This is a genomic window from Arthrobacter sp. CAU 1506, assembly GCF_005047635.1.
Lineage (GTDB): Bacteria > Actinomycetota > Actinomycetes > Actinomycetales > Micrococcaceae > Crystallibacter.
Genome location: NZ_SUKC01000010.1, coordinates 26,652 through 46,412 on the forward strand (window position 1 = coordinate 26,652; position 19,761 = coordinate 46,412).

The 19,761-nt window shown below is 66.7% G+C and carries 21 protein-coding genes and 1 tRNA gene; 11 read left to right on the plus strand and 11 right to left on the minus strand.

Annotation, left to right across the window (positions count from 1 at the left end):
• Window positions 1-17 precede the first annotated feature (17 nt).
• The 3 genes from E4J89_RS12255 to E4J89_RS12265 all read right to left on the minus strand — a co-directional run bounded on the left by E4J89_RS12255 (window position 18) and on the right by E4J89_RS12265 (window position 2,324).
• On the minus strand, window positions 18-668 hold the full coding sequence (locus E4J89_RS12255; protein WP_136786438.1) for a DUF1345 domain-containing protein: 651 nt from the start codon (window positions 666-668) through the stop codon (window positions 18-20).
• 128 nt (window positions 669-796) lie between these two features.
• Window positions 797-1,666 carry a sugar nucleotide-binding protein gene (locus E4J89_RS12260; protein WP_205754491.1) on the minus strand — a complete coding sequence of 290 codons (870 nt, stop codon included), beginning with the start codon at window positions 1,664-1,666 and terminating at the stop codon, window positions 797-799.
• A 124-nt stretch (window positions 1,667-1,790) separates the two neighbouring features.
• Window positions 1,791-2,324: a flavin reductase family protein gene (locus tag E4J89_RS12265; protein WP_136786440.1), complete on the minus strand. Its 534-nt coding sequence runs from the start codon at window positions 2,322-2,324 to the stop codon at window positions 1,791-1,793.
• 384 nt (window positions 2,325-2,708) lie between these two features.
• On the opposite strand from E4J89_RS12265, the gene E4J89_RS12270 reads away from it, so the two are divergent.
• Complete coding sequence (locus tag E4J89_RS12270) at window positions 2,709-4,010, plus strand: MFS transporter (RefSeq protein ID WP_240691878.1); 1,302 nt, start codon at window positions 2,709-2,711, stop codon at window positions 4,008-4,010.
• A gap of 10 nt (window positions 4,011-4,020) precedes the next feature.
• On the opposite strand, the gene trxB is transcribed toward E4J89_RS12270, so the two are convergent.
• Window positions 4,021-4,998, minus strand: coding sequence for a thioredoxin-disulfide reductase (gene trxB, locus E4J89_RS12275; protein ID WP_136786442.1), 978 nt, complete (start codon window positions 4,996-4,998; stop codon window positions 4,021-4,023).
• A gap of 30 nt (window positions 4,999-5,028) precedes the next feature.
• Complete coding sequence (locus E4J89_RS12280; protein ID WP_136786443.1) at window positions 5,029-5,469, minus strand: heat-shock protein HtpX; 441 nt, start codon at window positions 5,467-5,469, stop codon at window positions 5,029-5,031.
• Between the two features lie 113 nt (window positions 5,470-5,582).
• Here E4J89_RS12280 and E4J89_RS12285 point away from each other — a divergent pair, with 113 nt between their 5' ends.
• The gene (locus tag E4J89_RS12285; protein WP_136786444.1) at window positions 5,583-6,005 is read left to right on the plus strand and encodes a low molecular weight phosphatase family protein; all 423 of its coding nucleotides are present in this window, start codon (window positions 5,583-5,585) and stop codon (window positions 6,003-6,005) included.
• 138 nt (window positions 6,006-6,143) lie between these two features.
• On the opposite strand, the gene E4J89_RS12290 is transcribed toward E4J89_RS12285, so the two are convergent.
• Window positions 6,144-6,599: a VOC family protein gene (locus tag E4J89_RS12290; protein WP_136786445.1), complete on the minus strand. Its 456-nt coding sequence runs from the start codon at window positions 6,597-6,599 to the stop codon at window positions 6,144-6,146.
• A 228-nt stretch (window positions 6,600-6,827) separates the two neighbouring features.
• Here E4J89_RS12290 and E4J89_RS12295 point away from each other — a divergent pair, with 228 nt between their 5' ends.
• From E4J89_RS12295 to E4J89_RS12305, 3 genes are all read left to right on the plus strand, one after another.
• Window positions 6,828-7,031: a hypothetical protein gene (locus E4J89_RS12295; RefSeq protein WP_136786446.1), complete on the plus strand. Its 204-nt coding sequence runs from the start codon at window positions 6,828-6,830 to the stop codon at window positions 7,029-7,031.
• A gap of 108 nt (window positions 7,032-7,139) precedes the next feature.
• Window positions 7,140-7,562 carry a universal stress protein gene (locus E4J89_RS12300; protein WP_136786447.1) on the plus strand — a complete coding sequence of 141 codons (423 nt, stop codon included), beginning with the start codon at window positions 7,140-7,142 and terminating at the stop codon, window positions 7,560-7,562.
• Window positions 7,563-7,626: 64 nt separating this feature from the next.
• Window positions 7,627-8,793 carry an aminotransferase class I/II-fold pyridoxal phosphate-dependent enzyme gene (locus E4J89_RS12305; RefSeq protein WP_136786572.1) on the plus strand — a complete coding sequence of 389 codons (1,167 nt, stop codon included), beginning with the start codon at window positions 7,627-7,629 and terminating at the stop codon, window positions 8,791-8,793.
• Between the two features lie 106 nt (window positions 8,794-8,899).
• On the opposite strand, the gene E4J89_RS12310 is transcribed toward E4J89_RS12305, so the two are convergent.
• A complete protein-coding gene (locus E4J89_RS12310) occupies window positions 8,900-9,391 on the minus strand; it encodes a pyrimidine dimer DNA glycosylase/endonuclease V (RefSeq protein WP_136786448.1) in 492 nt (163 codons plus the stop codon).
• Window positions 9,392-9,527: 136 nt separating this feature from the next.
• On the opposite strand from E4J89_RS12310, the gene rlmN reads away from it, so the two are divergent.
• Window positions 9,528-10,757, plus strand: coding sequence for a 23S rRNA (adenine(2503)-C(2))-methyltransferase RlmN (rlmN, locus tag E4J89_RS12315; RefSeq protein ID WP_136786449.1), 1,230 nt, complete (start codon window positions 9,528-9,530; stop codon window positions 10,755-10,757).
• 264 nt (window positions 10,758-11,021) lie between these two features.
• On the plus strand, window positions 11,022-11,402 hold the full coding sequence (locus E4J89_RS12320; RefSeq protein WP_136786450.1) for a DUF2695 domain-containing protein: 381 nt from the start codon (window positions 11,022-11,024) through the stop codon (window positions 11,400-11,402).
• 11 nt (window positions 11,403-11,413) lie between these two features.
• On the opposite strand, the gene E4J89_RS12325 is transcribed toward E4J89_RS12320, so the two are convergent.
• Both E4J89_RS12325 and betT read right to left on the minus strand, forming a co-directional pair.
• Complete coding sequence (locus E4J89_RS12325) at window positions 11,414-11,851, minus strand: hotdog domain-containing protein (RefSeq protein WP_136786451.1); 438 nt, start codon at window positions 11,849-11,851, stop codon at window positions 11,414-11,416.
• Between the two features lie 83 nt (window positions 11,852-11,934).
• Entirely contained in the window at window positions 11,935-14,196 is a 2,262-nt protein-coding gene (betT, locus tag E4J89_RS12330; RefSeq protein WP_136786452.1) for a choline BCCT transporter BetT, read from the minus strand.
• A gap of 727 nt (window positions 14,197-14,923) precedes the next feature.
• Here betT and E4J89_RS12335 point away from each other — a divergent pair.
• Both E4J89_RS12335 and E4J89_RS19895 read left to right on the plus strand, forming a co-directional pair.
• A complete protein-coding gene (locus E4J89_RS12335; protein ID WP_136786453.1) occupies window positions 14,924-15,391 on the plus strand; it encodes a hypothetical protein in 468 nt (155 codons plus the stop codon).
• A 292-nt stretch (window positions 15,392-15,683) separates the two neighbouring features.
• Entirely contained in the window at window positions 15,684-15,806 is a 123-nt protein-coding gene (locus tag E4J89_RS19895) for a hypothetical protein (RefSeq protein WP_276606344.1), read from the plus strand.
• A 190-nt stretch (window positions 15,807-15,996) separates the two neighbouring features.
• On the opposite strand, the gene E4J89_RS12340 is transcribed toward E4J89_RS19895, so the two are convergent.
• Together E4J89_RS12340 and purB are read right to left on the minus strand one after the other, a co-directional pair.
• Window positions 15,997-16,070, minus strand: a tRNA-Met gene (locus E4J89_RS12340).
• Between the two features lie 160 nt (window positions 16,071-16,230).
• Window positions 16,231-17,643: an adenylosuccinate lyase gene (purB, locus tag E4J89_RS12345; protein WP_136786454.1), complete on the minus strand. Its 1,413-nt coding sequence runs from the start codon at window positions 17,641-17,643 to the stop codon at window positions 16,231-16,233.
• A gap of 155 nt (window positions 17,644-17,798) precedes the next feature.
• Here purB and E4J89_RS12350 point away from each other — a divergent pair, with 155 nt between their 5' ends.
• Together E4J89_RS12350 and E4J89_RS12355 are read left to right on the plus strand one after the other, a co-directional pair.
• Entirely contained in the window at window positions 17,799-18,134 is a 336-nt protein-coding gene (locus tag E4J89_RS12350; RefSeq protein ID WP_136786455.1) for a hypothetical protein, read from the plus strand.
• Between the two features lie 36 nt (window positions 18,135-18,170).
• Complete coding sequence (locus tag E4J89_RS12355; RefSeq protein ID WP_136786456.1) at window positions 18,171-19,760, plus strand: hypothetical protein; 1,590 nt, start codon at window positions 18,171-18,173, stop codon at window positions 19,758-19,760.
• The last annotated feature ends 1 nt before the right edge of the window (window position 19,761 follow it).

A 19,761-nucleotide genomic window follows, 5' to 3' on the forward strand; every position in this document is an offset into this window, starting at 1 on the left:
GGGCGCTTTGGGCCGGTTCAGCGGATCAGACCGGCAATCAGGTTGATGGTGGTGGCCAGCACGATAGTGCCCAGCAGGTAGGACAGCAGGGCGTGGCTCAGTGCCGTGGAGCGGGCTACGTAGGTTTTCAGGGTGGTGTCCGAGACTTGAAACGTCATTCCGATGGTGAAGGCCAGATAGGCGAAGTCCCGGTAACGTGGGTCGCTGTCCTGATTGAAGTCCACGCCGCCGCTGTCACGGTAATAGAGGAATGCGTAGCGCAGGGTGAAGAGAGTGTGGACCAGGAACCAGGACAGGGTGGTGCTGCCCAAGGCGACCGCGATGATCCCGGCTTTCGCGATTCCTTCGGAGGAGCCGGCGTCGAGCAGGATCAGCGCCACGCCGCCGAAGCTGGCCAGGGTGGCGGTCAGGAGCAGGGCGTCGGAGACGGCGCGGCCCGAGTCCTCCCGGGCGGCGTGGGCGGCAGTGGCTGCGGGGGAGAGGCGGCCGATGACGGACCAGACCCAGACCAAGTAGGTCAGGGAGGCCGCGGCCCAGCCCAGTGATGGGGCATAGGCCCAGTTGCCGGACAGCCCGATGGCAACGGCGGCCAGGGCGCCGACGGCGAACATCACGGCCAGCCGGGCCGAAGAACGGTGTTTCCGGCTGCGGAAGTCCTGCACCGACATGGCTACATTCTGGCAGCAAGACGCGGGGAATCAGCTGAAAATGCTTTTTGGGCAACTGCTTGAATACTGCCCGGCCGTGACGCTGCGGCTAAGTCGGGCTTTCCTCGGCCTTATGGGTCAAGTCATGCTCACGTGTTGCTGGCCGAAGATTCCGGCCCCCGGCTGGCGATGACGTGGTCGTACCCGGCTTCAAACGTTGGGTATTGCAAGGTTCCAAGCAACGTGAGAAGCCGCGCGCCGCTGAGGACGGTCCCGCTGGCCACCTCGGGCTGGATCCTCAGGGGCGGTTGGAGTCCCAGCCGGTGCGCGATGTAGGTGACGACATCGCCCAGGGCTGCGGGGGCCTGATCGACGGCGTGCAGGATAGGTGGTGGGTTTTCTGTGAACAGCAGCGTTTCCAAAGTGCGGACCAAGTCGGTCTCGTGGATGCGGTTTGTCCGCCTGGCGTACTGGACAGGGGTGCCCTCGATGACTTTCCGGAGAAGCATCTCTCTTCCAGGCCCGTAGATCCCCGCAGGCCGGACGATTTGCGCGTCAAAGAGCTCGGACGCGAGGAGCTCCCAGTCGCGAAGCCAGCTGCCGCGCGGAGTCATCGGGGCCGGTGAATCTGCTTCCGTGAGCGCCCGCTGCTCTGATTTCCCTTCGAACACCCGGGTAGAGGAAACGAACACCACTCGTCGCGGCCGGGCCGGCAGCGCCGCGGCGACGTTGCTGATCGCGGCCAGGTAGCCACTCGAACGATCCGAAGCTTCCTGGATATCCGGGGTAAGGGTAATGACCATCCTGTCCACTTCCGGCAAATGACCGCGGACAGGTTCCCGGAGGTCAACAGACAGGGGAGTGAATGCTGCAGGCAAGGCGGAGGTGTTGCGGCGGAGCGCGAACACCTCCGCCCCGGCCCTCACCAAACGCTCACCCAGTTGCGTGCCGAGCTTCCCGCAACCGACAAGGAGGATCCGCCCGGGGCCGGCTTGCTCCGTTCCAGCTTTTTCGCTCATGTTCGACAATCCAGGCTCTCCCGCTCGCAGCATCTGAGGGACCGCAAAGGGTACTCCAGCTCATCCCGAACTATTCTCTCGCGGGCCGCGGTGCGCTTGCCTCGCGCTGTTGGCCTTGAGCCAATCAACTTCGGGGGCGCAGGGTGGACCAAGCGTCCAGGGCGTAGTACATCCGGCGCTGGTAGACCAGCGCCGGGGCGAAGGAGCCGCCGTCGAGCACCTGAAGAACCTGAGCGGCCAGAACAACACCGGTTCCGGCGGGCATTCGGTCTAGTGGCTTGCACCTGAGCACTGTGCCGACGCCGCGGATGATCGGCTCGCCAGTCGGCGCGCTGTACCAGTCCATGTCGAATCCGAAGCGGTGCGAACCGGGCCGTGCAAAAAGTTCCGCAAGCCGACGGTTGGCGGTTGTGAGCAGGTGAACGGCAAGCGTCTCACCCGCCAGCAGGGCGGCTCCGGATTCCGTGCCGCGGGTGATGGACACCGCGAGCACCGGGGGTTCCGCCGACACCGAAATCACCGAAGACGCGGTAATTCCTGCCGGACCGTTCGGCCCCGAGGCGGTGACAATCGCTACTCCTGCGGGATGAGCGGAGAACGCGGCGCGGAACGCGTCGGCGAGGCCTGCAGGCTGAGCGCCTGGCCGCGTGGGACCCATCCTGGCTCCTCTCCTGCGTCGGGACTTACGCTCGAAAGCACTACCGCCCATGCTAGGACCGCGGGGCATGCCCCACCAGAGACCGCGTGTTGACGACGCCGCGGAACAGGCCCGGTTAGCTGGGGCGTTAGCGGCTACCGCTGCGGATGCTTCCCGGCCCGCGGACCCGTGTGTCGCCCGCGGGATCTCAGTAGACTGGGACGCATGACCGAGCAGGAACCGGAGGGGTCCGACGCTGCTGCGGTTGACGGCGGCGGAACTGGTTTGCACGCGGACGCTGCCGTTGCTAACGCAACCGAAGCGGATGGCCAGGGCTCGAGCCTGGCCGATCCGGAAGCAGTCGACACGACCTTGCGCAGCCCTGAGCAGCGGTCCCGCACGTTCATGGGGATCCTGGTGAATACGGCCTTGGCTAACATCACCACCAGCTATTTGTGGTTCGCCTTGACGTTCTGGGTGTACCTGCAGACCCGCAACGTCATCGCCACCGGCGTGGTGGGCGGGGCCTACATGCTGCTGATCGCTCTCTCCAGCATCAGCTTCGGCACCTTCGTGGACCGCTACCGCAAGCTGGCGGTGATGCGCTTCGCCGCGGCTTTCACCCTGGTGATGTTTTTGCTTGCGGGGGCCATGTTCCTGCTGACGCCCGTTACCTCGCTTGTGGACCTGACCCAACCGTGGTTCTGGGTCTTCACGCTGATCATCCTTGTCGGCGCGGTGGTGGAGAACATGCGCAACATCGCCCTGTCCACAACCGTCACGATCCTGATCGAGCCGGATCGGCGGGCCAACGCCAACGGGCTGGTGGGCATGGTGCAGGGGCTGATGTTCATCGTCACCTCGGTGCTCTCCGGCTTGTCGGTGGGACTGCTCGGGATGGGCTGGACCATCGCCGTCGCCCTGGTACTCACGGCGCTGGCCTTCGTGCACCTGTTCACGCTGCGCATGCCCGAGGAGGTGCGCGCGGCCGCCACCGACGCGCACGGAGGATTCGACCTGCGCGGCTCGATCGCCGCTGTGCTGGCTATCACCGGCCTGTTCGCGCTGATCGTGTTCTCCACCTTCAACAACTTCATCGGCGGCGTCTACATGGCGCTGATGGACCCCTACGGCCTGGAACTGTTCCCCGTGGAGCTGTGGGGCGCATACTTCGCGCTCGGGTCCACCGGGTTCATCGTGGGCGGCTGGCTGATCAGCAAGTTCGGGCTCGGGCGGAACCCGCTGCGCACCATGCTCATCGCGGTGATCGTGATGGGTGCCCTCGGTGCGGTGTTCACGCTGCGGGAGTGGGCCTGGCTGTACATCGCCGGCATCTGGCTGTACCTGGTCCTTATTCCGTTCGTGGAGGCGGCCGAACAGACCATCATCCAGCAGGTGGTGCCCCTGCAGCGGCAGGGGCGGGTCTTCGGTTTCGCCATGGCGTTTGAGTCGGCCGCAGCGCCGATCACGGCGTTCCTGATCGCGCCGATCGCCCAATTCTGGATCATCCCGTACGCGCGGTCGGAGGACGGCGCCGCGCAGTTGGCTCCGCTGCTGGGTGAGGGCACCTCCCGCGGCATCGCCCTGGTGTTTTTGGTGGCGGGGATCATCATGATCCTGGCCGCGCTGCTGGCTTTTCTCACCCCGGTCTACCGCCGCGTTTCCGCGACCTATGCACGCGCGGCCGAGGTGCCGGAGGCGTCCTAGCCCGCGCGGCTCAGCCGTGCGTCTCGTCTTCCACGATCGCGGTGGCGATGCTGTCCGAGTCCTCCAGCGCGGCCAGGTAACGTTCGGCGTCGAGCGCGGCGGAGCAGCCGGTGCCGGCGGCGGTGATGGCCTGCCGGTAGCGGTGGTCCACCGCATCGCCGCAGGCAAAGACGCCGCGGAGGTTCGTGACGGTGGTGGGCGAGTCCACCTTGATGTAGCCGGCGTCGTCCAGTTCCACCTGGCCCTTGACCAGTTCGGTGCGCGGCAGGTGCCCGATCGCCACAAACAGGCCGGTGGCCGGCAGCTCGCGGGTGGCGCCGGTGACGGTGTCGGTCAGCGTCACGCCGGTGACCTTGCTGTCGCCGTGGATGGCGGTGATCGCGCTGTTCCACTCGAAGCGGATTTTGGGGTTGTCTTTGGCCCGCTGGGCCATGATCTTGGAGGCGCGCAGCGTGTCCCGGCGGACGACGACGGTGACCGACTTTCCGAAGCGGGTCAGGAAAAGCGCTTCCTCCATCGCCGAATCACCGCCGCCGGCCACGATGATGTCCTGTTCGCGGAAGAAGAAGCCGTCGCAGGTGGCGCACCAGGACACCCCGTGGCCGGAGAGCCGTTTCTCGTCCGGCAGCCCCAGTTCCTTGTAGGCCGAACCGGTGGCCAGGATCACCGCCGGCGCCTGGTATTCGTCGCCGCCCATGGTGGTCACGCTCTTTAGGTGGCCCGAGAGCTCAACGGAGGCAACGTCGTCGTACTCCACTGCCGCGCCGAATTTCTCCGCCTGCTTCCGCAGCAGGTCCATCAGCTCCGGTCCCTGGACGCCGTCCGGGAAGCCCGGAAAGTTTTCCACCTCCGTGGTGTTCATCAGCGCGCCGCCGGCGGTGACCGAGCCGGCCAGGACCCGCGGCGCCAGTCCGGCGCGTGCGGCGTAGACGGCCGCGGTGTAGCCGGCCGGGCCGGACCCGACAATGATGACCTTCTCGGTGTTCATCCTGAGCTCCTCCCAGAGCGTGGCCAGGTACTACTGTGCATCCGGGTGCAGCGCCGGCTGCAGCTCGGACAGCAGCTGCTGCACGCGGTGCTTGATGTCGTCGCGGACCGCGCGGACACCGCCCGGGTGCTGGCCGGAAGGGTCGTCCACGTCCCAGTCCTCGTAGCGCCGGCCGGGAACCACCGGGCATTCTGCGCCGGAGCCCAGGGTCACCACCATCTGCGCGGCGTTGATGGACTCCACCGTCACCTCCGCCGGCAGCTCCGCGGACAGGTCGATGCCGTCTTCCGCCATGGCGTCCACCACGGCGGAATCCAGCTGCGCTGCGGGTCGGACCCCGGCCGAGCGGGCGATCAGGGCGCCGTCCGCGAGTTGGGACAGGTAGGCGGCGGCCATTTGGGAACGGCCGGCATCGCGTACCCCCACGAACAGGACAGTGGGGCGGATGGCTTCCGGAATTGCGTCGCTCATGGCGGCCCTTCGCGTCGATCGGCTCCCGGCCACCGCTGCCGGCGCCGGCTGCTTCCCTTCACTGTGCCAGAAGTTCGGACAGTCCCATAGGTGCGCCAGCGATAATGGCAGGCATGAGGTACAAAGCCGAGAAGCCCAGCGTCCTGTTCGTCTGTTCCAGCAACAGCGGAAAATCGCCGATGGCCGCCGGCCTGATGGAAGCCGCCGCGGCCGGAACGGTTGACGTCCACTCCTGCGGCACCAACCCCGGCGAAAGCGTGAACCCGGAGTCCGCGGCCTCTTTGGCGGAACTCGGCATCGATATCTCCAGCCAAGTCCCGACGGCGGTGACCGACGAGGCGCAGCGCAGCGCCGACGTCGTGGTCATCTTGGGCAGCAATGCGCAGCTGGAGGAAGTGCCCGGCACCCGTTACGAGCGGTGGGAGATCGACGAGCCGAGCCTGCGCGGCATTCACGGAGAGGAGCGGATGCGCCTGGTCCGCGACCAGATTGCCGCCAAAGTGAACGGTCTGCACCAGGAACTGACCGGCGGCTAGTCACTGGCCCTTGGAGGGCGACTGGCGCGCGCAGGCCCCCTGACGCCGGACGCTGGCGTGGCCTGCGCTGCCGGCCCCTGGTGCGCAGCCAGGGCCGCCGGCCGCCGGGGGCAGATCCGCACTCGAGGACCTAGATGATTAGATGCCGGCGCCGGTGTCCGTGGCGGCGGCGTTCTCCGCAGCGACTCCCTGCATCGCCTCCGGCGACATATACATGATCTCCCAGACGTGGCCGTCCGGGTCGGCGACCGCTGCCCCGTACATGCCCGGCATTTCCTCTTCGGCCGGCCGGTAGACGCTGCCCCCGCCGGAGGTCGCGTTGGCCACGAACCGGTCCACTTCCTCGTTGGAGTCCGCACTGAGGGCCACCAGGACTTCCTTGGCATCCGAACCCAGATGCGGGGTGCCGTTGCGCAGGAACTTGCCGAAATGCTCCCGAGTCAGCAGCATCACCACGATGGTGTCCGAGATGACCAGCGAGGAGGCATCCGGGGAGGAAAAGTCCGGATTCAGGGTGTAGCCCAGGCCGGTATAGAAGTCGGTGGACTTCTTCAGGTCGCTGACGGGGAGGTTGATGAAAACCATGCGGTCCATAAATGGTCCTTCTCAGAAGACGGCCGCCGGCTGGCGCGGGCGGCGGTTGATTGCGACGATGTCCACCTTGGCATTCCGGCCGGTTTCCGCCAATGGCTATCACCGGAGTTAGTTGGACGCCCGCGGACGCCGAGGCGCCGCGGCCTACGCGGTGACCGCACTAACGTCCCTTGTCCGCCGCCGCCGGTCGACCTACCGTGGAAGTACGGCGAGCAGAGGATGCGTGAGATGGCGGAATTGCGGATTGAACAGTGGTGGCTGAAACTGCCGACGAAGCAGAAGCAGTGGTTCCGGGAGAACCTGCACGCCGACGTCGTGGATCCGGATGCGGCCGCCGCGGTCTACGAGGCCGGCGGACCGGACCTGAAGGAAGCCACGCTGCCGGAAGAGGACTGGGAGTTCATCGAGACGCAGTCGGAGTTCGTGGACTGATAACGACGGCGGTGGTCCGCGGCATCGGGCGGATCCGCCCCGGGACGGGTAAGTTGGTGTGAAACGGCCCACGTGGCCGCCAGACGACGTGCTCGAAGGGGTGGCCCGATGGCCGGAATCATCATCGTAGGAGTAGACGGCAGCGAAACCGCCATGAAGGCGGCGCGCACGGCGGCGAAGCTCGCAGCGTCCATGGGCGCCGAGCTCCGGGTGGTGACTGCGCACGAGTCCGATACGACCGAAGTTGTGGAGATCGGCAACGACAAGTGGTTCATTCACGAGTCGGAAAAGGCCGAAAAGGTGGCCCGCGACGTGGCGACGGAGCTGGGCGCGGAAGGGCTGCGGACCAGCTTCACGGCTGTGCTCGGCAAGCCCCAGGACGCGCTGGTGTCGGAAGCCGAACGGGTCAACGCCCGCCTGATCGTGGTCGGCAACGTCGGCATGCAGGGCCTGGGTCGGGTACTCGGCAGCGTGGCCAGCTCGGTGACGCACAAGGCCGCCTGCGACGTGTATATCGCCAAGACCGCCTAGCTGGCGCCGGGACGTGAGTAAGCTGCAGGTTGCCGGCCGGGCCCAGGTGCCGCCGTTCCAGGTGATGAACATTCTGGACCGGGTGGCGCAGATGCGGGCCGCGGGCCGGGACGTGATTTCGCTGTGCGCCGGCGAACCTTCCGGCGGTGCGCCGCAGGCCGTGTCGGAGCAGGCCGCACGGATCCACGCCTCCGGCCAGGCGCTGACCTACACCAGCGCGCTGGGTGTCCGTGAGCTGCGGACCGCGATCGCCGGGCACTACCGGCGCTGGTACGGGCTGGACGTGGCGCCGGAGGAAGTGGCCGTGACCACCGGCTCCTCCGGCGGGTTCTTGCTGGCGTTCCTGTCCGCGTTCAACCCCGGGGACCGCGTGGCGCTGGCACGGCCCGGCTACCCGGCCTACCGCAACATCCTGCGGGCGCTCGGCTGCGAGGTGGTGGAGATCGACTGCGGTCCGGAGGTGCGCTACCAGCCCACGCCGGAAGTGCTGGACGCCGCCGCTGCCGCCCACGGGCCGCTGTCGGGGCTGGTGCTGGCCTCGCCCGCCAACCCCACCGGCACCATGGTGTCGCGTGATGAGCTGGGAGCCCTCACCGCTTGGTGCGCCGAGCACGGCGTCCGGCTGGTCAGTGACGAGATCTACCACGGCATCACCTACCCGGGCGACCCCGCGCAACCCGACGCTCGCGGAACCTGCGCCTGGGAACTGGACCGCACCGGCGTCGTTATTTCCTCTTTTTCGAAGTACTGGGGCATGACCGGGTGGCGGCTGGGCTGGGCGCTGATGCCGCGTGACCTCGCCCCGGCCATCGAGGCGCTCGCCGGCAACGTGGCGCTGTGTCCGCCGGCACCGGCCCAGCTGGCGGCGCTGGCGGCGTTCAGCGAGAAATCCTACGAGCAGGCCGACGCCGCGGTGGCCGCCTTCGCCGAGGTGCGGGCCGTGCTGCTGCAGAATCTTGACCGGCTGCAGTGGGGAACGGCGGCACCGGCCGACGGCGCGTTCTATCTGTACGCCGACCTCGGGGACCAGCTAAGCGGCTTCGCCGACTCGGCCGACTACTGCCGCGTGCTGCTGGAGGAAGAGGGTGTGGCGCTGGTGCCCGGCGCCGATTTCGACGCGGTCAACGGAACCCGCTCGGTCCGGCTGTCCTTTGCTGCCGGCGCGGACGCCGTGGCCGCGGCCGTGGAGCGGATCATCCGGTTCCAAGCGAACCGGGCCCGGATGGGCTGAGCTCAGGGAAGCCTCTGGTGGGGCGGTCTCGGGACCGGGCCGGTGCGGTTGGGGCAATCCCGCTCCCAGACCTCCACCGGCCCGTCCGTATCAGGCCGCAGCCCGATTAGGGCCGCTCCCACACCTCTACCGGTCCGTCGACCACGGTGAACAGGGGGTGCGGATCCGGGACGTACGCCGGATCAGAGATGACGCGGGGCAACTCGGTTGCGTCGGTCAGAACCAGTGCGTGTGCCGGATCCCGGACGGCCACCTTGGCCATCAGGTGCTCGAACTCATAGCGGAGCTGTCCGGTGGTCACCGGCAGGGGAGGGGCCAGCATCCCGGGCACGCACCCCGCGGCCAGCGGCGGATTCACCCGGATCAGGCCGGCATTGAACGAGTAGCCGCGGACCAGCGCCTCGGCTTCGATGCCGCAGAGATAGGCGCCGATGGCTGCCATCGGGTCCGCGGTGGCCCGGAAACGCTGCAGCTGCGGGTGGTTGCGGTAGCCCTTGGTCTCCCCGGCGAGCACTTTCTGGGCCAGCAGGGTCTCCCGCCAGCACGCCACCAGGCCCTTGCTGTCGAGCATCCGGGGGTGCAGGCTCCACATACGCATTGATCCAGAATAGGCACACCATGGGCTCCGCGCCGGAGGCCGCGGCAGGCACAGAAACAGGCCGCCCGCGGTTAGTCGCTGGCCGATTTCGGTACGGAGGGAGAACTATATCCTGTCTGTGCGACAATGGATGGCAATGTCTTCGCAGATTTCTTCTCCCCAAAAAACTTCCGACCGGCCCCAGGTGCGCCCCGCCGCCGAGGGCTGGGATCAAGCCGTCACTTCCGAGGGGCGGCCGCTGCTGCAGTTCAAGTCGCCCCGGGTCAAGCAGCCGCCGGTGCATCTGGCCGATCTGACGCTGGCCGAGCGGCAGGAGAAGATGAAGGAGCTGGGGCTGCCGGCGTTCCGCGCCAAGCAGCTCTCCACGCACTACTTCCAGCACTACACCACCGATCCCGGGCGGATGAGCGACCTGCCCAAGGAGCGCCGCGCCGAGTTGGTGGAGACCTTCTTCCCCACCCTGCTGACCGAGGTCAAGCGGCTGAAGACGGACAACGGCGACACGATCAAGTTCCTCTGGCGGCTCTTCGACGGCTCGCTGGTCGAGTCGGTGCTGATGCGCTACCCCGGCCGGATCACGCTGTGCGTTTCCAGCCAGTGCGGCTGCGGCATGAACTGCCCGTTCTGCGCCACCGGCCAGGCCGGGCTGACCCGCAACATGTCCACCGCGGAGATCCTGGACCAGATTGTGCAGGCCAACCGGGTGATCGCCGAGGGCGGCCTGGGCGGCAAGCGCAAGAATAACGACGGCGGTGCGGGCCACGACGCCGAACGCGTCACCAACATTGTCTTCATGGGCATGGGTGAGCCGCTGGCCAACTACAAGCGCGCGATGAACGCCGTGCACCGCATGGTGGACGAGGCACCCGAGGGCCTGGGCATGAGCGCCCGCGGCATCACCGTCTCCACCGTCGGGCTGGTGCCGGCGATCAACAAGCTGGCCGGCGAGAACCTGCCCTTCACCTTCGCGCTCAGCCTGCACGCACCCGACGACGAGCTGCGCGACGAGCTGATCCCGGTGAACTCGCGCTGGAAGGTGGACGAGGCCCTCGATGCCGCGTACGGCTACTACCAGCAGACCGGCCGCCGCGTGTCCATCGAATACGCGCTGATCAAGGACATGAACGACCACGCCTGGCGGGCCGACCTGCTGGCCAAGAAGCTGAACAAGCGCGGCCGCGGCTGGGTGCACGTCAACCCGATCCCGCTGAATCCGACGCCCGGCTCCATCTGGACCTCGTCCGACCCGGCCGTCACCCGCGAGTTCGTCGACCGGCTGAACGACGCCGGCATCCCCACCACGCTGCGCGACACCCGCGGCAAGGAGATCGACGGCGCCTGCGGCCAACTCGCCGCAGCAGAGTAACCTCCCCGCCGGTCGGCCCCGGTGGTCGACCAAGCGAGCGCCAGCGAGCGCGTGGAGACCTGACCCACCCACCCCCGGTGGTCGACCAAGCGAGCGCCAGCGAGCGCGTGGAGACCCGAGCGCGCGTGGAGACCTGACCCGACCTCCACAACCCTTTCCAGGCTGTGCCCGGCCCACATGCCGCTGACCGTCGAGTCGCTGCCGGTGCCCCTTGCGGCATCCTGATCGGGCGGGCCGTTGGGCCGCCCGGATCAGGAGGACGTGATGGCGCTATCTGAAGTAGAAGAACTAGAGGCGGAGTTGCGGGGGCTCGCGGACGACTTGACCAGTCCGACACCCGGCGAATGCCTGCTCTGCTATCTCTACCGGATGCTGGAGTTCGGGTGTAAGCGGCACGATTTCACCCGGCGGTACCAACGCATGATGGCTCCGCGGGCCACTGCATTGCTGCGCAGGCTTTCCCGAATGGGCGGCTGTTGCTGCGAGTGCGAAGTCTTCCTGAATGCCTACCAGCCGCATCCCCGCTATTTCGGCGTGGACGAGGACGGTGAATTCGTCATGGAGCCGATGCCGGAATGCCACGGCGTCCGGCGAGGTTCTTCGCAGCCATGCTGTCTGTGGCAACGGAGGCCGCGGTACACGTAATCCTGCGACCGTTATTCGGCAGCGCGGCGGACGGCGTCCAGATGCTGGCGGGGGACCCGGTCCCGGGAGTAGGTGATCTCGGTGTAGCCGTGTGGCGCCGGCTTGCCGTCCTCGCCGAGATTCACGAACACGATCTTCTCGATCGTCAGGATGGACTGGCGGGTGAACATGTTGCGCACCTCGGCCCGCATGGTCAGTGACGTACGGCCGAAGTGCGTCGCCGTCAGCCCCATCTCGACCAGGTCTCCCTGCTGTGCGGAGCTGACGAAGTTGATCTCCGACATGTACTTGGTCACCGCCATGCCGTTGCCCAGCTGGACGATGGCGTAGATGGCCGCCTCTTCATCGATCCAACGCAGCAGGCTGCCGCCGAACAAGGTGCCGTTGGCGTTGAGGTCTTCGGGCCGCACCCACTTGCGGGTGTGGAACGTGATGTCGCCATTCTCCATGTAGACGACACTAGCCGACCCACGCGCCCACGGCCCATGCCCGCAACGAAGCGATCATCGGAGACGGTGGGCCGCAGTGCCAGCTACTCGTCGAGTTTCTCGACGTCGTCGGCCTTCTTGGGTACCAGCGGTATCGATTCGGTTGTCGGCGGCACCCGGGGCGTGAGCACCGAGGCGTAGTCATGTTCACTGGAGTAGTTAAGGAAGCCCAGGTGCGCTTCGTACCGGTCGAGCACGTCGTTGATGACCTGCTGCTGCGTCAGGCCCATGAGGTCATAGCCCTCGGTCCCCGTTTGGGTGAACACTTCCAAGCGATAGTAGGTGTCGATCTCCCGCGGCATGCTGCGGCCGCCAAACGTCGGCACGGGTGCCTCAACAGCGGCCACCTGATAGTGGAAGTTGCGGTGGTCCTCCATGTTCACCACCAGCGAGTGCTCGTCGATCCCGGTTTCCTCGTTCGGCAGGGTGGTCAGCTCTGCCTCGTAGCCCAGGCTGGTGAACTCCCTGGCCACGTCCTGCAGTGCCGGCAGCACGGTACGTTCGGCGAACTGCGCCACAGCCTTCTTCGACGGGTAGGAGCGCAGGCGGGCCAGGCGTTGCCGCCAGGTCTTCTCCGGAACCTGTCCGCCGTGCGCCGCAGCCGAACGGCGGCGCCGCACCCGTCCCTCCCGTTCTGCGCGCTCCATTCGAAGGACCTTCGAGAACGAGGCCATCACCAGATAGGCGATGATCGTGACCGGCAGGGCGAAGATCAAGGTGGCATATTCCATCGTGGTGACCCCGCCGGCCACCAGCATGGCCACCGTGAGCACCGCCGTGACAAGGGCCCAGAAGATGCGCAGCCACTTGGCCCCGTCCATCGCCGGGTCAGGGATCGAAGAGGAGAAGTTGGACATCACCATTGCGCCGGAGTTGGCGCTGGTGAGATAGAACAGCAGGCCGGACAGCGTGGCCAGCCCGATCAGGAACGGCGCGCCCGGGAACATCTCCAGCAATGCGTACCAGCCATGCTCGGGGCTGTCGACGGCGAGCTGTGCGAAGTCCTTATTCCCGCTTAGCACTTCGCTCATGGCGCTGTTGCCGAAGATCGAGACGATGAAGAAGTCGCAGAGTACCGGGGCGGTGATCGCGGCGATGACGAACTCGCGCAGCGTCCTGCCGCGTGAGATCCGGGCCAGGAAGAGTCCCACGAACGGCCCCCATGCCAGCCAGAAGGCCCAGAAGAAGAGTGTCCAGCCGGCCATCCACGACGACCCGTCCTCTTCGTAGGCCAGCGTCTGCAGGGTCCGCTCCGGGAGGGTGAAGATGAACCGGCCGATGTTCTCGACCATCGCATTGAGCAGGAAGGACGTCTTGCCCGTGACGAGGATGTAGAGCATCATCGCTCCGGCCGCCCACAGGTTGAGTTCGGAGATCCAGCGGATCCCCTTGTCCACACCGGACGTGCAGGCGGCGACCGTCATCACGACGGCGACCAGCACCAGAGCGATCTGCAGCGCCAGACCCTCAGGGAGGCCAAACAGCCAGCTGAAGCCGACATTGAGCAGGACGACGCCGATGCCCATCGAGGTGGCCACGCCGAAGACAGTGCCGACCAAGGCGAAAATGTCGATCACGTCGCCGGTTGCCCCGCGCACCCGCTTGCCCAGCAGCGGGTAGAGGGCGGCACGGATGGACAGCGGCATGCCCCACCGGTAGGCGAAATAGCCCATGGCCATACCCAGCAGCGCATACACCGACCAGCCGGCCACGCCGTAGTGGAACATGGTCCAGACCACCGCGTCCTGGGCGGCCTGCGCGGATTCCGGGCTGGCCGTGGGCGGGGAGATGAATTGCGTGATGGGGCCGGTCACCGAGTAGAAAAGCATGTCGATGCCCACGCCCGCGGCAAACAGCATGGCAACCCAGGTGAACAGGTTGTACTGGGGGCGTGAATGATCGGGCCCCAGCCGGACGCTGCCTTCTTTGGAGAAGGCCACCCAGAGGACGAAGAGAATGACCAGCGTGACGGTCACAACATAGAACCAGCCCAGATTGGTGGCGATCCAGGTGACCGCAGTTTGCATGATCCCGGCCGCGTTGTCCGGGGCCGCCATCGCCCAGATCGAGAACCCCAGCACGATCGCGGAGGAAATGACGAACACGCGCCAGTTGACCCGCGGACCGCGATGCTCGGCTAGCTCGGTGGGTCCCTTGCTCAGCTCGGTGCTGGAAATCGGTGGACGCCGGGCCTCCACCTCGGCGTCCACGGGTTTGCGTCGTTCCACCGCGCCGAAGCGGCTACGTTCCACTAGCGGCTTCGAGTTCTCACTCTCCGGTGTGGATGCGTCTTCGGCCTGGGCCATAACGATCTCCTTCTATCACGGGGCCGGACGCACGCCCCGTAAAAGGCACGGTACTCGGACCTAAGCTTGCGCTCCAGACAATCCGGAGCGAGGGAACCCGGCGCTGCTTAATCAGCGCTCTCGGGGCTGTTCATCGACCTGCGGCTTGCCCTCTGGGCGAGCGGCGTCGCGTCGTCTCGTCGCCGTCGGCCGGTGCCGACTGGCGGTTCGCTGCAGGCAGCGTGCACAAAAAGTATTCCGGCCCGGTGACCCCGGCCGGAATACTTGTGTGGAGTTGCGGGGCAGGATTTGAACCTAAGGCCCCAGGTTCGGATCTGCTCAATCATAACATTCCGATAACGAAGGGCATTTCCTCCGCTCCAAGCCGAGTTATCGGCCTGGCAGCGCGTTAGGTGGCCTGGGGTTACAAAGGCTGTGATCTCGTTGACCGACAATGCTCATCCGTGCCACCGCCATGCCTGAGGGAAGAAGTCGATGCGAGCAACTGGGATGGACTCGAAGCCACCAGAATCGACGCATTTGAAATCCCATCAGGTACGGATAGAAACGCCCGAGCAAAGACGGGCAGATCTCGCCGCAATGGGGATCTTCTCGTCAAGCAAGGAACCGTCAGCCTACACAGCGTGGGCGGTCGGCCAGGCCTGCTTCTAGGCGCATGAACCTTCCGCACCTACCGGCAAGCGTTTAGCCTGAGACAAACGTTGCTACACGAGGGGGGCAAGGCATCATGCGCACGCCGACCAAATTGATGGCCGCTACTGCTGTTCTGCTGGCGATGGCCGGCTGCACCAGCGGAGCAAAGCCGGCGCCACCCGCACCTCAAGGGTCAGCGGGTTCAACTGACGCTGTTTCGACTGAGGCAGCGGCCGCCGGGGATTTCGAGAATCAGCCCGCCCAATCTAACAAGAAGCATCTGTTGGCCGAAGAGGGCGGCTACAAGTTCTACTCCCTGGTGCCCGCCGATCCGGAGGATGGCCGGCTGTGCGTGATCGTCCAGAGCGAAGGGGGCGCCGAAGGCGTGGGGTGCAGCGACTCCATCCCCTATGTGGGCACGGGGGTCGAAATCACCAACCTCGTGGAAGCGAAGCTTGTGTTCCCCGGCTACAACGCCAGCAAGGACCTAGTCGATGGCTGGCGCTATCTGCACAACAATCTGCTGGTACGCGGCTTGGATGATCTCAAGTCCAGCAGCTAGGCATCCGATCTTCACTGCGGCAGCTCAGCCGCTGAAAGGATGGCTCACGCTTCACAGCAGTTTCACAGTAGCGCCACAGTAAGGGCTCATGGCCGGGCTCGACGGTGGAGACATGACGAACAACCTTGATTATCGAGTGCACCGTTCCCGCCGTAACGAAGAAGCAACTCCGACGGCGGGAGCCACTACGCAACCCGCCGTCGGGTCAGCCGGGCATTCACGCGCCCAATCCTCCCTCGCAACCCCTACTGACGAGCTGACAGGGTCTATGATCTCGCCTTGGCATTGGATCATGTTCGTCTTCATGTTCCTCGGCCCGTTAGTCGTGATCGGCATCTACGAGTTCTTCCGCTTTCAGCCGCAGATCACCCAATTCATCGAAGGGCTCGGAGCCAACGGCATCCGACTCTTTTGACACGCCTTTAGTGCGGCGGATGGCCGAGTTGCCCCCGTCCGTGGGCGGACACCGTGAGGTAGCGGTAGGCGACAGGGCCTTGGTGGGCTACTCAAACGTAAACCGGAGTCTGGCACGGAGCCGGACAGTATCCACCCAAAAAGAAAGGCCCTCTGACCGGGATAATCCCTAGTCAGAGAGCCTTCATTCGTTGCGGGGGTAGGATTTGAACCTACGACCTCCGGGTTATGAGCCCGGCGAGCTACCGAACTGCTCCACCCCGCGGCGTATTAACGACTGTAGACCCCCACGTGGCCAAACGACGAATTTGGTGAGGCGCGTCACCGCCAGCAGCCAAAACGCCTGACCAAAAAGTACGACGGCGGCCGGGCGCCTTCCCCACGGAAGGTGCGCGGCCGCCGTCGTCGGCAGAACCTGTGGAGGACTACCCGAGGTGGTCCACCAGCTTGCCGGCGATGCCGTTATAGTTGCCCGGCGTCAGGGCCAGCAACCGGGCTTCGGCCTCAGCCGAGAGCCCCAGGCCGGAGACAAACTCCTGCATCCGCTCGGCATCCACGCGGTGGCCGCGGGTGAGTTCCTTGAGCCGCTCGTACGGGTTCTCCATGCCTTCCACGCCCGCGATGGCCTCGGCGCGCATCACCATCTGGATGGCCTCGCCGAGCACCTCCCAGTTCTGGTCCAGGTCGGCGGCCAGCACATCCGCCGGCACGCTCAGCCGGTCCAGGCCCTTGGCCACATTGGAGATGGCCAGCAGCGAATGCCCGAAGGCCACGCCGATGTTGCGCTGCGACGAGGAGTCCGTCAGGTCGCGCTGCCAGCGTGAAGTAACCAAGGTGGCAGCCAGCGTGTCCAGCAGGCCGTTGGAGATTTCCAGGTTGGCTTCGGCATTTTCGAAGCGGATCGGGTTCACCTTGTGCGGCATGGTGGAGGAGCCGGTCGCGCCTTCTACAGGGATCTGCGCGAAGTAGCCGATGGAAATGTAGCTCCAGATGTCGGTGCAGGCGTTGTGCAGGATGCGGTTGAAGCGGGCCATGTCCGCGTACAGCTCGGCCTGCCAGTCGTGCGATTCGATCTGCGTGGTGAGCGGGTTCCAGGTCAGCCCAAGGCCCTCCACGAAGGACCGGGAGACGGCCTGCCAGTCGGCCGACGGCACCGACGCGTAGTGCGCCGCGTAGGTTCCGGTGGCGCCGTTGATCTTCCCCAGATACTCGGTCTTGGCGATCCGGTCCAGCTGGCGGTTGAGCCGGTGCGCGATGACCGCCAGCTCCTTGCCCAGGGTGGTCGGGGTGGCGGGCTGGCCGTGGGTGCGGGAGAGCATCGGCACGTCGCGGTGTTCCCGGGACATCGAGGAGAACTGCTCCACCAAGGCACGGGCCGCAGGCAGCCAAACCTGCTCCACGGCTCCCTTGACGCCCACCGCGTAGGAGAGGTTGTTGATGTCCTCGGAGGTGCAGCCGAAGTGCACCATGGCGGTGAGGTCCTCGATGCCGATCCCGCCGAGCCGGCGGCCGATGAAGTACTCCACGGCCTTCACATCGTGGACGGTGACGGCTTCGATCTCCGCCAGCTCGCGCACGGCATTGCCATCGAAGTCGGTGACGATCTTGCGCAGCGCCGCCTGCTGGTCCTCGGTCAGCGGCCCCGCGCCGGGCAGCACGGACTGGCTGGTCAGGTGGATCAGCCATTCCACCTCAACGTGGACCCGGTCGCGGTTCAGGGCCGCTTCCGAGAGGTAGTCCACCAGCGGCGCGACCGCGTGGTGGTACCGCCCGTCCAGCGGACCGAGCGCGATAGCGGGGGAGACTTCTGCCAAGGAGACGCGGGGAATTTCAGCCATGGCCCTTATTCTCCCATGTTCACCGCCGCCGTCTTCTGCGTGACTTCGCCTCCACAACGGTGCTGCACCCGCCGCCGTGCACATCGCCGGATGACCAATGCCGCCGCGGCTGGCGCAGGGCCTAGCGTCGATGGTGGAGGCGTGAAGGAGGTCTGGTGATGTTTTGGCAAACAACGACGGCGGAGGCCGGGTGGGGCGGGTCGCCAGGCCCGGGCTGGGGGTCGGCTTCCGGCAGGCTCCTGTCCTGCGAGCAGGAACTGCTGGGTGTGCGCGCCGATCTGGTGGCGTCCGCGCAGGCATGGGTCTCACCGGCCGGCAAGGCTTTCCGGGAGCGGCTTTACGAGTACCGCACCAAGATGGCTGAGTCAGCGGAATTGCTGCGGTGGGCGGCCGTTGCGCTGGAGGCCGTGGACGCGGCGATCGATGCTGCAGACGCGGCGGCTGATGTTGCCAAAGCAGCGGAGGCCGCCCTGCACGGCCGAACGCCGTGACGCCTCTGTCCGCCTGCGTGTCATCGAGGATGTCCGGTGACTGAGACCGAATGGCTGCCCGGCGGGGCCCGGTGGTGGGAAGGCGGGGCCGGGTACCGCAGCTATGACGGCTACCGGGTGGCCGGCGGCATCGGCGGCATAACGTTTGAATGGCAGGAGTTGGCGTCGGCCGCAACCAGGCTCGAAGCTGCAGTTGCCGCGATCAACGGGCTGTGGCGGCAGGTTCTGGCCGTGCAGCTGCTGCTGACTGATCCGCGCTGGATGCTGTTGCCGGAGCGAATGGCAGCCGAAGCTGCGGTGCAGGAAGCCGTGAGATCCTTGGCCGTCCTGGCCGAGCGCTGCGGAACATTGGCGGCACAGGTCCGGCTGGCCCACGGGGCCTATCGGGCCGCGGAGCAGGCTGCCGCCGGTGGGATGCAGGCGGTCGCGTCGGCGTCCTGGTGGTTCACGGTTCCCCTCGGCATGGCCGCCAACGAAGGCCGGCCCACGCTGGCCGGAGGCGAGCGGCTGCTGAATCAGGCACCGGCCGCGCTCGCCGGGATGCTGGGTGGCCCGGCGGCGGGCGTACGGCTGAGGGACCGCCGGCATGGCGGCCTGTGGGAAGAGTCCGTGAGCCGGCACTTCGCGGTCTTGCTGGGCGCGGCGGCCCAGCGCGCCGGTCTGTTGCACGGTTCCCGGATCGAGATCGAGCGGGTAGGCACGGAGGCCGAAGCAGTCGAACCGGCACCGGCTTCGCTGGCGAAGCTGCTCGAACGGACCGCCATTGCCGCTGACGCCGGCGACGGAACCGTGGAGATCCTTGAGCTGGAGTCCGGCGGCCAGAAGCGCTGGGTGGTGGCGCTGCCCGGCACGCAGGCAGCGGGCACCGTCCAGCCGACAGAGAATCCGTTCGACGAGTCCGGCATCGCCGAAGCGGTCACGGCCGGCAGCCCGTTTGTTGCGGACGCCGTGTCGCGGGCACTCCGGGAGGCGGGCGCCGGCGCGGACGATCTAGTGGTGTTGACCGGCTACAGCCAGGGCGGCATCCATGCCATGAACCTCGCCGCCGATCCGGCTTTCCTGGCCGAGCACAACGTGGGGTTCGTGCTGACCGCCGGATCGCCGGTCGCCGGCATCGCGGCCGGCCCCGACATCCGCAGCGTCCACCTGGAGCATGTGCAGGACTGGGTTCCGGGCGCGGACGCCGGTCCCAATCCGGACCGGCGCGAACAGGTCACCGTGACGCTGACCGACCATGTGGCGACTCCCGCGGGCGACGGCATCGGGCTGGGGCCCGGCCACGATCTGCAGAACTACGTGCAGGGTGCCCGCCAACTTGAAGCGAGTCCTGATCCGTCGGTGCAGGATGCGGCGGCGTATCTGGGCGCAGTGCTCGCCGGCGGTGCGGCCCGGCAGCATCTGTTCTCGCTGCGCCGCGCCCAGCCGGATGGTGGACAAGCGCCGCGGGCGGGTTCGGTGGTCGGCCGCACAGCCCCGGAGAGGGCCGGTACCGGCGGGCAGAAGGCCCCGGCGGCCGGCCGCACAGCCCAGGAGAGGGCCGGTACCGGCGGGCAGACGGCCCCGGCGGCCGGCAACACGCCGCAGCAGCGGAGCGGCATGGGTGCGCAGCGGAAGGCGGGGCCCTGAC

Excerpts from the sequence above, each read along its gene's own strand:
- E4J89_RS12280 (WP_136786443.1), bottom strand. The coding sequence starts at position 5,469 with ATGAGCGACGCAATTCCGGAAGCCATCCGCCCCACTGTCCTGTTCGTG.
- E4J89_RS12305 (WP_136786572.1), top strand. The coding sequence starts at position 7,627 with ATGAACATTCTGGACCGGGTGGCGCAGATGCGGGCCGCGGGCCGGGAC.
- E4J89_RS12335 (WP_136786453.1), top strand. The coding sequence starts at position 14,924 with ATGCGCACGCCGACCAAATTGATGGCCGCTACTGCTGTTCTGCTGGCG.
- E4J89_RS19895 (WP_276606344.1), top strand. The coding sequence starts at position 15,684 with ATGTTCGTCTTCATGTTCCTCGGCCCGTTAGTCGTGATCGGCATCTAC.
- E4J89_RS12295 (WP_136786446.1), top strand. The coding sequence starts at position 6,828 with ATGGCGGAATTGCGGATTGAACAGTGGTGGCTGAAACTGCCGACGAAG.
- E4J89_RS12290 (WP_136786445.1), bottom strand. The coding sequence starts at position 6,599 with ATGGACCGCATGGTTTTCATCAACCTCCCCGTCAGCGACCTGAAGAAG.
- E4J89_RS12300 (WP_136786447.1), top strand. The coding sequence starts at position 7,140 with ATGGCCGGAATCATCATCGTAGGAGTAGACGGCAGCGAAACCGCCATG.
- trxB (WP_136786442.1), bottom strand. The coding sequence starts at position 4,998 with ATGAACACCGAGAAGGTCATCATTGTCGGGTCCGGCCCGGCCGGCTAC.
- purB (WP_136786454.1), bottom strand. The coding sequence starts at position 17,643 with ATGGCTGAAATTCCCCGCGTCTCCTTGGCAGAAGTCTCCCCCGCTATC.
- E4J89_RS12325 (WP_136786451.1), bottom strand. The coding sequence starts at position 11,851 with ATGGAGAATGGCGACATCACGTTCCACACCCGCAAGTGGGTGCGGCCC.
- betT (WP_136786452.1), bottom strand. The coding sequence starts at position 14,196 with ATGGCCCAGGCCGAAGACGCATCCACACCGGAGAGTGAGAACTCGAAG.
- E4J89_RS12320 (WP_136786450.1), top strand. The coding sequence starts at position 11,022 with ATGGCGCTATCTGAAGTAGAAGAACTAGAGGCGGAGTTGCGGGGGCTC.
- E4J89_RS12265 (WP_136786440.1), bottom strand. The coding sequence starts at position 2,324 with ATGGGTCCCACGCGGCCAGGCGCTCAGCCTGCAGGCCTCGCCGACGCG.
- E4J89_RS12260 (WP_205754491.1), bottom strand. The coding sequence starts at position 1,666 with ATGAGCGAAAAAGCTGGAACGGAGCAAGCCGGCCCCGGGCGGATCCTC.
- E4J89_RS12270 (WP_240691878.1), top strand. The coding sequence starts at position 2,709 with ATGGGGATCCTGGTGAATACGGCCTTGGCTAACATCACCACCAGCTAT.
- rlmN (WP_136786449.1), top strand. The coding sequence starts at position 9,528 with ATGTCTTCGCAGATTTCTTCTCCCCAAAAAACTTCCGACCGGCCCCAG.
- E4J89_RS12255 (WP_136786438.1), bottom strand. The coding sequence starts at position 668 with ATGTCGGTGCAGGACTTCCGCAGCCGGAAACACCGTTCTTCGGCCCGG.
- E4J89_RS12310 (WP_136786448.1), bottom strand. The coding sequence starts at position 9,391 with ATGCGTATGTGGAGCCTGCACCCCCGGATGCTCGACAGCAAGGGCCTG.
- E4J89_RS12285 (WP_136786444.1), top strand. The coding sequence starts at position 5,583 with ATGAGGTACAAAGCCGAGAAGCCCAGCGTCCTGTTCGTCTGTTCCAGC.